Here is a 12,608-nt window from a genome sequence, read left to right as displayed (position 1 = left end):
GAGCGGGAGCCCTGGTGGGTGACAGGCGAGGAGGTGCGGGCCCGCACTCCCGCGAAACGGCCTGACGGGGCGTCACTATGGGGATGAATGGGCGGATCAGGCATGGATTCGCCCGGTTCCCCCTGGAGGGCCTCCTCATGAGCTGTCGCACCCCCCGCCCCGCCGTCCTGGCGGCCCTGGCGCTCGTCCTTGCCCCGCTCGCCGGCTGCGGCGGCGTCGGCGCCGGCGTCGACGGGGCAGGCCCGGTGGCCGTCGCGCCCCCGCCGCCGGAGAAGGCGTTCGGGCAGGCCTGTGCCGCTCTTCCGGGTGAGGGCCCCGGAAGCCCCGACGGGATGGGCGGCATGCCCGTGCTGACCGCCGTCGACCAGACCAAGGACCTCTCCCAGCTGTCCGCGCTGGTCAAGACGGCCAAGGCGAAGGACATCTTCGACTCGATGGAGAACGTCACCGTCTTCGCCCCCAACGACGCGGCCTTCGCCAAGCTGCCCGAGGACCAGAAGAAGGCGCTGGCCACCCAGCAGGGCGCCGGCGACCTCGTCCGCAAGCTGATCGTCGTTCGTGATCTGCGAAAGGGCGACCTCGAGGACAAGCAGTACAACACCCTCCAGGGCGTCGTCATCAAGGCCACCGGCAGCGGCGAGGACTACCGCATCGGCGGCGCGCAGGTGCTCTGCGGCAGCATCAAGACCGCCAACGCGCGGCTGGCGATCCTGGACACGGTGCCGGCCTTCGGCTGACGGCCGCGCCGGTGGGCACGTCGAGGTGAGCGCGTCGAGGTAGAGCGCATCGACGTGAGCGGGAAGAGGTGAGCAGGTCGAGGTGGGCAGGTCCCTTCGGACCGACCCACCTCTTCCTGCGTTCGGCGCCGGCCGCGCTGCGCCGAACGGTTCCCGGGGATGGGCCGAAAGCGCGGATTCCGAGGCGAATACCCGATGACACGACGTCAGATGATCTTTCAGTGTGCCTCGCCTCGGCACGCTCTGATCGCGCACGCGTGCATTCGCGTGACAGTCGGGTTGTCCGCACATCTGCGCCCGTGGGTGCGCGGCCGCGAGAGGAGACGCCGGATGGCTCCGGTGAGGTCGTTGCTTGGCGGTCGGTTCTCGACGGCGATGCGCGGGGTGCTCGCGCTGCTCTGCCTCGCGCCCCAGGGCGGGCTCGCGCTCGCCGCGGCCCCGCCCGCCCACGCGCCGGAGGGGCTGCCCGGGACGCAGCGGGCGCAGGTGTCGTGCACGCCCTCCAGCGGCTTCACCAACTGCGCGCGGTTCACGTACAGCGGCGGCGACCAGACCTTCACCGTCCCGGCCGGCGTGAGCAGCGTCTACGCCCGGCTCTGGGGAGCGGGCGGCGGCGGCTCGCCGAGCAGCTACTACACCGGCCAGTACGGCGGCGCGGGCGGCGGGTACACCACGGGCACCATCGCGGTGACGGCGGGTCAGAAACTGACCGTCACCTCCGGGCAGGGCGGGGTGATGAACAGCACCACCACCGCGTACGGCGGCGGTGGAGCCGGCGGCCGGGGCGGGGCCGGCGGCGGTCAGGCCACGGGCGCCACCGGCGGCGGCATGAGCGCCGTGTGGAACGGGAACTACGGCACCACCGCGCTGCTGATCGCGGGCGGCGGCGGCGGTTCCTCGCCGGGCGCCGACGCCGGCACCCCCGCGGCGGGCGGCGGCGGTGGGACCAACGGCGGCCAGGACAGCCGCCCGGCCAGCTCCGGCCGCGGCGGAACCCAGACGGCCGGAGGCGCCGCCGCCACCCAGACCAGCTGCGGCAGCGCGACGGCGGGAAGCCGGTTCACCGGCGGCAGCGGCGCGCCCAACGCCGGCAACGAGGGCGGCGGTGGCGGTGGCGGCGGCTACTACGGTGGCGGTGGCGGTGCCTGCCAGGCGTCGAGCGCCAGTGAGCTGAACGGCATGGGCGGCGGCGGTTCGGGCTACACCGGGGGTGCCGGAGTGACCAGCGCGCAGACCACCGCGGGCGCCAACAGCAGCGCCAACGGCCAGGGCGGCCTGGCCGCGGGACGGAGCGACGCGCTCTACAGCCCGGGGATCGGCAACGGCGGCGGCACCACCAACGGCGGCAACGGCGAAGTCACCCTGGAGTGGGTCACCCAGACCGGACTGTCCATCAGGAAGACGGCCTCGCCTACCACGTACGTCCCGGGCCAGGTGCTCACCTACACCGTCGTGGTGAGCAACGCCGGCCCGGCACCCGCCGTCAACGCGGCCGTCCGGGACGCCCTGCCGTCCGCGCTGTCGGGCTTCACCTGGACCTGCTCGGCCGGTTCCGCCGCCAGCGGCTGCGGCGACGCGAGCGGCACCGGCAGCATCGACACGACGGCGACGGTCGCGGTGAACGGCACCGTGACGTACACGGTGACGGGCACGGTCCCGTCCTCCACCACGGGCACGCTGTCGAACACCGCGACGGTGACCCGGCCGAGCGCCACGGCCGACCCCAACTGCGGTCCGACCTGCTCCAGCACCGTCGACACCCCCGGCCGGGTCACCACCGGGCTGTCGGTGACGAAGACGCCCGACAAGAGCCCGTACATCCCGGGCCAGCCGCTCACGTACACCATCGTGGTGAAGAACGAGGGCCCCTCGGACGCCGTCGGCACCTCGGTCCGGGACACGCTGCCCGCCTCGATCCAGAACTTCACCTGGAGCTGCACGGCGACCGGCGGCAGCAGCTGCGGCGGCACCGCCTCCGGCACCGGCAACATCAACACGACGGTCGACGTCCTGGCGGGCGGCCAGGTCACCTACCGGCTCACCGGCACGGTGCCGGCGGACGCCAACGGCTCCCTGGACAACCGGGCCACCGTCACCCCGCCGGGCGGCGCCACCGACCCCAAGTGCTCGCCCGACTGCACCAGCGCCGCCAACCCGATCCCGCCGGGCCATCAGGCGAACCTGGTCGTCTCGAAGACCCTGCTGACCAGCCCCGTGGTGCCCGGCGGCCAGATCAAGTGGCAGGTGAAGGTCACCAACAGCGGCCCGTCCCGAGCCCGGAACGTCGTCGTCACGGACCGGATCCCGGCCGGGGTGACCGGGGCGAGCATGGTCAACGACCAGGACGCCGCCGCCTGCACGATCACCAACGGCGTCGCGACCTGCCCCGCCGTCGAGATCCCGGTGAACGGCACCGCCAGCTGGACCCTGACCGGCACGCTGTCCCCCGACGCGACCACCACGCCGACGAACACCGCCGTGGTCACGGGCGGCCCTGACCCGTCGGCGACCGCGCACACGGCCGTCGCCTCGCCGTCCTCGTCGCCGACGCCGCAGGCGAGCCTGACGGTCTCGAAGACGCTGCTGACCAGCCCGGTGGTGCCGGGGCAGCAGATCCAGTGGCGGGTGAGCGTGACGAACAGCGGTCCGTCGCGGGCGCGGAACGTGGTGGTGACGGACACCGTTCCGGCGGGCGTCACGGGTGCCTCGATGGTGGCTTCGGACGGGGCGAACTGTCCGATCAGTGGTGGTGTGGCGACGTGTCCGGCGGTGGAGATCCCGGCCGGTTCGTCGCTGACCTGGACGCTGACCGGCACGCTCGACCCGAACGTGACCACCACGCCGACGAACACCGCCGTGGTCACGGGCGGCCCTGACCCGTCGGCGACCGCGCACACGGCTGTCGCCTCGCCGTCCTCGTCGCCGTCGCCGCAGGCGAGCCTGACGGTCTCGAAGACGCTGCTGACGAGCCCGGTGGTGCCCGGGCAGACGGTTCAGTGGCGGGTGAGCGTGACGAACAGCGGTCCGTCGCGGGCCCGGAACGTCGTGGTGACGGACACCGTTCCGGCGGGCGTCACGGGTGCCTCGATGGTGGCTTCGGACGGGACGAACTGTCCGATCAGTGGCGGTACGGCGACGTGTCCGGCGGTGGAGATCCCGGCCGGTTCGTCGCTGAGCTGGACGCTGACCGGCACGCTCTCCTCCGACGCGACCGGCACGCCGACGAACTCCGTGACGGTGACCGGCGGCCCCGACCCGTCGGCCTCCTCCCACACCGCCGTCGCCTCCCCGACCACGACCCCCATGCCGCAGGCCAACCTCACGGTGAGCAAGGTGCTGCTGACAAATCCCGTGATCCCGGGGCAGCAGATCCAATGGCGGGTCAACGTCTTCAACGCCGGCCCGTCCCGAGCCCGCAACGTGGTTGTCACCGACACCATCCCGGCGGGGGTGAACAACCCCGTCATGACGGCCCCGGACGGCACCGCCTGCCCGATCAGTGGCGGCGCGGCGACCTGCCCGGCCGTCGAGATCCCGGCAGGCCAGGCGCTGAACTGGACGCTGACCGGCACGCTCGCCGCCGATGCGACCGTGACGCCGACGAACGCGGTCACGGTCACAGGCGGTCCGGACCCGTCCGCGTCCTCCCGCACCGCCGTCGCCTCGCCGACGGTGACGCCCACACCGCAGGCGAGTCTGACGGTCTCGAAGGTGCTGCTGACGAACCCGGTGGTGCCGGGTCAGCAGGTTCAGTGGCGGGTGAGCGTGAGGAACAACGGTCCGTCGCGGGCGCGGAACGTGGTGGTGACGGACCAGGTGCCGGCGGGGGTGAACGACGCGGCGATGGCGGCTTCGGACGGGACCACCTGTTCGATCGCTGGTGGTGTGGCGACGTGTCCGGCGGTGGAGATCCTGGTCGGTCAGACGTTGACGTGGACGTTGACGGGAACGCTGGCGCAGGACGCCACGGTGACGCCGACGAACACGGCCGTGGTGACGGGCGGTCCGGATCCGACGGCGTCGACGCACACGGCGGTGGCCTCGCCGTCCAACTCGCCTTCGCCGCAGGCCAACCTGACGGTCTCGAAGGTGTTGCTGACGAACCCGGTGGTGCCGGGGCAGCAGATTCAGTGGCGGGTGAGCGTCACCAATAACGGCCCTTCGCGGGCGCGGAACGTCGTGGTGACGGACCAGGTGCCGACGGGCGTCACGGGTGCCTCGATGGTGGCTTCGGACGGGATGAACTGTCCCATCAGTAACGGCACGGCGACCTGCCCAGCCGTCGAGATCCCAGCCGGTCAGACGTTGACCTGGACGCTGACCGGCACCCTCGCCTCCGATGCCACCGCGACGCCCACCAACACGGCGGTGGTCACCGGCGGTCCGGATCCGACCGCGACCGCGCACACGGCTGTCGCCTCGCCGACCTCCTCGCCCTCGCCTCAAGCGAATCTCACCGTGTCCAAGGTGCTGGTGACCAGCCCTGTCGTGCCGGGTCAGCAGATTCAGTGGCGGGTGAGCGTCACCAACAACGGTCCGTCGCGGGCACGCAACGTGGTCGTGAGTGACCAGGTGCCGGCGGGGGTGAACAACCCGACGATGGCCGCCTCGGATGGGACCACCTGCCCGATCACTGGTGGTGTGGCGACGTGTCCGGCGGTGGAGATCCCGGTTGGGCAGACGCTGACATGGACGCTGTCTGGCACGCTCGCCGCCGATGCGACCGCAACGCCGTCGAACACGGTGACGGTCACTGGCGGGCCGGATCCGACGGCGTCGACCCACACGGTTGTCGCCTCGCCGACCAACTCGCCGTCGCCGCAGGCCAACCTGACCGTCTCCAAGTCGCTGCTGACCAGCCCGGTGGTGCCGGGTCAGCAGATTCAGTGGCGGGTGAGCGTCACCAACAATGGGCCTTCGCAGGCTCGGAACGTGGTGGTGACGGACCAGGTGCCGGCGGGGGTGAACGACGCGGCGATGGCCGCTTCGGACGGGACGGCCTGTCCGATCACTGGTGGTACGGCGACGTGTCCGGCGGTGGAGATCCCGGTCGGCGAGACGCTGACGTGGACGCTGTCTGGCACGCTCGCTGCCGATGCGACCGTGACGCCGTCGAACACGGTGACGGTCACTGGCGGGCCGGATCCGACGGCGTCGACCCACACGGCTGTCGCCTCGCCGACCAACTCGCCGTCGCCGCAGGCCAACCTGACCGTCTCCAAGGTGCTGGTGACGAATCCGGTGGTGCCGGGTCAGCAGATTCAGTGGCGGGTGAGCGTCACCAACAACGGTCCGTCGCGGGCACGAAACGTGGTCGTCACGGACACCGTGCCGGCCGGGGTGAGCAACGCGACGATGGCGGCATCCGACGGGACGACCTGCCCGATCAATGGCGGTACGGCGACGTGTCCGGCGGTGGAGATTCCCGTCGGCAGCTCGGAGACGTGGACGCTGACCGGCACGCTGGACTCGAACGCGACCACCACGCCGACTAACAGCGTCATCGTGACAGGGGGGCCGGACCCGACCGCCTCCAGTCACACCGCGGTCGCCTCTCCGAGCGGTTCCCCGACCTCGCAGGCAGCGCTCACCATCGCCAAGTCGCTGCTGACGAGCCCAGTGGTGCCGGGGCAGCAGATTCAGTGGCAGGTGAGCGTGACGAACAACGGTCCGTCGCGGGCGCGGAACGTCGTCGTGACGGACCAGGTCCCGGCCGGGGTGAGCAACGCGACGATGACGGCTTCGGACGGGACGGCCTGTCCGATCAGTGGCGGTGTGGCGACCTGCCCTGCGGTCGAGATCCCGGTCGGGCAGACCCTGACCTGGACGTTGACCGGCACGCTGGACGCGAACGCGACCGCCACGCCGACGAACACGGCAGTGGTCACCGGTGGGCCCGATCCGTCGGCCACCGCGCACACGGCCGTCGCCTCGCCGACCAACTCGCCGATGCCACAGGCGAACCTGACTGTCTCCAAGGTGCTGCTCACCGATCCGGTGATTCCTGGTCGGCAGGTCCAGTGGCAGGTGACCGTCACCAACAACGGCCCCTCGCGGGCCCGGAACGTGGTGGTGACGGACCAGGTCCCGGCCGCGGTGAGCAACGCGACGATGACGGCTTCGGATGGGACGGGCTGTCCGATCAGCGGTGGTGTCGCGACGTGTCCGGCGGTGGAGATCCCGGCGGGCTCGTCCGCGACGTGGACGCTGTCTGGCACGCTCGCCGCTGATGCGACCGTGACGCCGACGAACACGGTGACGGTCACCGGTGGTCCGGATCCGGCGGTGTCGACGCATACGGCGGTGGCTTCGCCGTCCAACTCGTCGTCGCCGCAGGCGAGTCTGGCCGTGTCGAAGGCGTTGGTGACGAATCCGGTGGTGCCGGGACAGCAGATTCAGTGGCGGGTGAGCGTGACGAACAACGGTCCGTCGCGGGCGCGGAACGTCGTCGTGACGGATCAGGTGCCGTCGGGGGTGTCGAATGCCTCGATGACGGCCTCCGATGGGACGGCCTGTCCGATCAGTGGCGGTACGGCGACCTGCCCTGCGGTCGAGATCCCGGTCGGGCAGACCCTGACCTGGACGTTGACCGGCATGCTGGACGCGAACGCGACCTCCACACCGACGAACACGGCAGTGGTCACCGGTGGGCCCGACCCGGCGGCAACCGCGCACACGGCCGTCGCCTCGCCCACCTCGTCGCCGACAGCGGAAGCCAGGCTCACCGTGTCCAAGGTGCTGGTGACGAATCCGGTGGTGCCAGGGCAGCAGGTTCAGTGGCGGGTGAGTGTCACCAACGACGGTCCGTCGCGGGCTCGGAACGTGGTGGTGGCGGATCAGGTGCCGTCGGGGGTGTCGAATGCCTCGATGGTGGCGTCCGATGGGGCGGCCTGTCCGATCAGTGGTGGCACGGCGACGTGTCCGGCCGTCGAGATCTCGGTCGGTCAGACGTTGACCTGGACGTTGACGGGCACGCTGGCGCAGGACGCCACTGTGACGCCGACGAACACGGTGACGGTCACCGGTGGCCCGGATCCGACCGCGTCGACGCACACAGCGGTCGCCTCGCCGACCAACTCGCCTACGCCGCAGGCCAACCTGACCGTTTCGAAGACCCTGCTGACAAACCCGGTGGTGCCGGGGCAGCGGATTCAGTGGCAGGTGAGCGTCACCAACAACGGGCCCTCGCGGGCGCGCGACGTCGTCGTGGCGGATCAGGTGCCGGCTGGAGTGAACGACGCGACGATGGCGGCTTCGGACGGGACGGCCTGCCCGATTAGCAACGGCACGGCGACCTGCCCAGCCGTCGAGATCCCGGTCGGTCAGACGTTGACCTGGACGTTGACCGGCACGCTGGCGCAGGACGCGACCGTGACGCCGACCAACACGGCGGTGGTGACCGGTGGGCCCGATCCGAGTGCGACCGCGCACACGGCGGTCGCCTCGCCGTCCAACTCGCCCTCTCCTCAGGCCAGTCTGACGGTCAGCAAGGTGCTGCTGACTGACCCGGTCGTGCCGGGCCAGCGGATCCAGTGGCGGGTGGCGGTGACCAACAACGGTCCGTCGCGGGCCCGGAACGTCGTGGTCACGGACCGGATCCCGGACGGGGTCGGTGGTGCGAGCATGACGGCCGCCGACGGCAGCGTCTGCCCGATCGCGAACGGGACAGCCGTGTGCCCGGCGGTCGAGCTGGAGATCGGACAGACGGCCTCGTACACGCTGAGCGGCACGCTGATGCAGGACGCGACCGTGACGCCGACGAACACGGCGGTGGTGACGGGCGGGCCCGATCCGAGCGCGACCGCGCACACGGCGGTGGCTTCGCCGTCCAACTCGCCCTCTCCTCAGGCCAGTCTGACGGTCAGCAAGGTGCTGCTGACCAACCCCGTCGTCCCCGGGGAGAAGATCCAGTGGCGGGTGGCGGTGACCAACAACGGTCCGTCGCGGGCCCGGAACGTCGTGGTCACCGACCGGATCCCGGACGGGGTCTCCGACGCCGTTCTCCAGGCGGACGCCGACGCGACCCGTTGTCCGGTCGCGAACGGGACGGCGGTGTGCCCGGCGGTCGAGCTGGAGGTCGGGCAGACGGCCTCGTACACGCTGACCGGCACGCTGGCCCCGGACGCGACCGTCACCCCGACCAACACGGCGGTGGTGACGGGCGGGCCCGATCCGAGTGCGACCGCGCACACGGCGGTGGCCTCGCCCACCGGTGGGCCGACGCCGCAGGCGAACCTGAGCCTCTCCAAGACGCTGATGACCAACCCGGTCGTGCCCGGGCAGCAGATCCAGTGGCGGGTCACGGTGACCAACCGGGGTCCCTCGCGGGCCCGGAACGTGGTCGTCACCGACGCCGTCCCGGCCATGGTCGACTCCCCGAGCATGACCTCGGACGCCGACGGATCGGCCTGCCCGATCACCGGCGGGACGGCGACCTGTCCGGCGGTGGAGATCCCGGCCGGCTCCGCGCTGAGCTGGACCCTCACCGGGACGCTCGACCCGGCGGCGACCAGTACCCCGGTCAACGTGGCCGTGGTGACCGGCGGGCCCGACCCGACGGCGACGGGCCACACCGCCACCGCGCAGGCGAGTGAGACGGTCGCGCCGCAGGCGAGCCTCACGGTCTCGAAGGCGCTTCTCACCGACCCGGTGGTGCCGGGGCAGCCGATCGCCTGGCGGATCAGCGTGACCAACAACGGGCCCAGCCAGGCCCGCAACGTCGTGGTCACCGACCGGATCCCGGACGGTGTCGTCGGGGCCTCGCTCTCGCCGGACGCGACGAACGCGGCCTGCCCGGTCACGGGCGGCGTGGCGACCTGCCCGCCGGTCGAGATCCCGGTCGGCCGGACCGCCGCGTACACGCTCTCCGGCACCCTGGCCCAGGACGCGACCGTCACCCCGACCAACACGGCCGTGGTGACCGGCGGCCCGGACCCGAGCACGACGGCCCACACGGCGGTCGCCAGCCCGACCGGCTCGCCGTCGCCGCAGGCGAGGCTGACGGTCTCCAAGGTGCTGGTGACCAACCCGGTGGTCCCCGGTGAGGTGGTCCGGTGGCGGGTGACGGTGACCAACAACGGTCCGTCGCGGGCCCGGAACGTCGTGGTCACGGACCGGATCCCGGACGGGGTGTCCGGAGCCGTGATGGTCTCGGACGAGGACGGCACCACCTGCCCGATCGGCAGCGGCGTCGCCACCTGCCCGGCGATCGAGCTGGAGGTCGGGCAGACGGCCTCGTACACGCTGAGCGGGACGCTCGACGCCGACGCCACCGTCGCGCCGGCGAACACGGCGGTGGTGACGGGCGGGCCCGATCCGACCGCGACCGCGCACACGGCGGTGGCCTCCCCGTCCGGTTCGCCGTCGCCGCAGGCGAACCTGGTGGTCTCCAAGGTGCTGGTGACGAACCCGGTGGTGCCGGGGCAGCAGGTCCAGTGGCGGGTCACGGTGACCAACCACGGCCCGTCGCGGGCCCGGAACGTGGTCGTCACCGACCGGATCCCGGACGGGGTGTCGAACGCGTCGATGACGGCGCGGGACGGCACGGCGTGCGCGATCGCGGACGGGACGGCGACCTGCCCGGCCGTGGAGATCCCGGCTGGTGGCTCGGTGAGTTGGACGCTGAGCGGCACCCTGGACCCGAACGCGACGGTCACGCCGACCAACTCGGTCACCGTCACGGGTGGGCCCGATCCGACGGCCTCGGCGCACACCGCCACGGCCTCGCCGAGCGGCAGCCCCGAGCCGCGCGCCGTCCTGTCCGTGGCGAAGGTGCTGGTGACCGACCCGGTGGTGCCGGGGCAGCAGGTCCAGTGGCGGGTGACGGTGACCAACAACGGACCCTCCCGGGCGCGGAACGTCGTCGTGACCGACAAGGTCCCGGACGGGGTGCTGAACGCGTCGATGACGGCGCAGGACGGCACGGCGTGCGCGTTCGCGGACGGGACGGCGACCTGCCCGGCCGTGGAGATCCCGGTCGGCGGCCTGCTGACCTGGACCCTGACCGGCACGCTCGAGCCGGGCGCCACCGGCACGCCGACCAACACCGTCCTCGTCACGGGCGGACCGGACCCGCTCACGCCCACGCACACGGCGGTGGCCAGTCCCACGGGCGGGCCGGTGCCGGCAGCGCGGTTGTCGGTCTCCAAGGCGCTGCTCACCGACCCGGTCGTGCCGGGGCAGCGGATCCAGTGGCGGGTCGCCGTCACCGACGAGGGGCCGTCCGTCGCCCGGGACGTGGTCGTGAGCGACCGGGTCCCGAGCGGGGTGCTGGACGCGTCGATGACGGCGGACGACGGCACGGCGTGCGCGATCGCGAACGGGACGGCGACCTGCCCGGCCGTCGAGATCGCCGTCGGTGCGACCCGTACCTGGACCCTCACCGGCACGCTGGCGCCGGACGCGACCGTCACACCGGTCAACACCGTCACCGTGACGGGCGGACCGGACCCGGGCACCCCGACGCACACGGCGGTGGCCTCACCGTCGGCCTCGCCCACGGCACAGGCGCGGCTGAGCGTGGCGAAGGTCCTCGTCACCAGCCCGGTCGTGGCCGGGGCCCCGATCGAGTGGCGGGTGACCGTCACCAACGGCGGGCCCTCGGTGGCGCGGAACGTCGTGGTGACGGACCGGGTGCCGGTGGGCGTGCTCGGCGCCGCGATGACCGGGCCCGACGGCGCGGTCTGCCCGGTCTCGGGCGGTACGGCGACCTGCCCGGCGGTGGAGATCCCGGTCGGCACGACGCTGACCTGGACGCTGAAGGGCACGCTCGACCCGGGCGCGACCGTCACGCCGGGCAACACGGCCGTGGTGACCGGCGGGCCGGACCCGTCGGCGACCGCGCACACGGCGGTGGCTTCGCCCTCGGGCCCGCCCTCGTCGCAGGCGCGGCTGACCGTCGCCAAGGCACTGCTGACCTCCCCGGTCGTCGCCGGGCAGCAGATCCGGTGGCGGGTGACCGTCACCAACAGCGGGCCCTCGCTGGCGCGGAACGTGGTCGTGACGGACCGGGTGCCGGACGGCGTCAACGGTGCCTCGATGGCGGCCGACGCGGACGGCACGCCGTGCCCGATCGCGGACGGCACGGCGACCTGCCCGGCCGTCGACGTCCCGGTCGGTGCGACCGTGGCCTGGACGCTGACCGGCACGCTCGACCCGAACGCCACGGCCGTTCCGGTCAACACCGCGGTGGTGACCGGCGGACCGGACCCGGCGGCGACCGCCCACACGGCGGTGGCGAGCCCGACGGAACCGATCACCGTGCGGCACGACCTGCTCCTCACCAAGCAGGCGAGCCCGGCCGACCCGAAGGCCGGTGACACCGTCACGTACACCGTCACCGCGACCAACCGGGCCGCCGGCACGTACCTCGGCGCCGTCGTCACCGACGACCTGTCCGGGGTCCTGGACGGTGCGGTCTACGGTGCCGACACCCATGCCGGCAGCGGGCGGACGTCCTACTCCGCGCCGAGGCTGACCTGGACGGTCGACATCCGGCCCGGTGCGACGGAGACGCTGACGTACACCGTCATCGTGAAGCCGGGCGCCGGGGGCAAGACGCTCGTCAACCGCCTCACTGCCGACGGCTCCAACTGCTCCGACGGCGGCAGTGGGAACGGCGGCAGCGGAAACGGCGGCGGCGGTACGCGGCGGGCGGTGCGCGTGGCGGTCGGAAACTGCTCGACCACCACGACCGTCCGGGACACGCCCAGCCCCAACCCCAGCCCCAGCCCGAGGCCCGAGCCGCCGCTGCCGCCCACCGGTAGCGGGAACCCGATGCCGGCCCTGCTGGTCACCGGGCTGCTCCTGGTGGTCGGTGGCAGCCTGATCGCGGCCCGCCGCTCGCGGCGCTGACCCGCGGACACCGTCGGG

At 72.6% G+C, this 12,608-nt stretch carries 2 protein-coding genes; both read left to right on the top strand.

Annotation, left to right across the window (positions count from 1 at the left end; all coding sequences use genetic code 11):
• Nucleotides 1–137 precede the first annotated feature (137 nt).
• Nucleotides 138–737, top strand: a complete 600-nt coding sequence (locus IE332_RS08175; RefSeq protein ID WP_189914480.1) for a fasciclin domain-containing protein — start codon at nucleotides 138–140, stop codon at nucleotides 735–737.
• 330 nt (nucleotides 738–1,067) lie between these two features.
• Nucleotides 1,068–12,590: a DUF7927 domain-containing protein gene (locus tag IE332_RS08170; protein WP_189914478.1), complete on the top strand. Its 11,523-nt coding sequence runs from the start codon at nucleotides 1,068–1,070 to the stop codon at nucleotides 12,588–12,590.
• Nucleotides 12,591–12,608 lie beyond the last annotated feature (18 nt).

This window comes from Kitasatospora xanthocidica, assembly GCF_014656195.1.
Taxonomy (GTDB): domain Bacteria; phylum Actinomycetota; class Actinomycetes; order Streptomycetales; family Streptomycetaceae; genus Kitasatospora; species Kitasatospora xanthocidica.
This window is presented reverse-complemented; position numbering and strand designations above follow the sequence as displayed.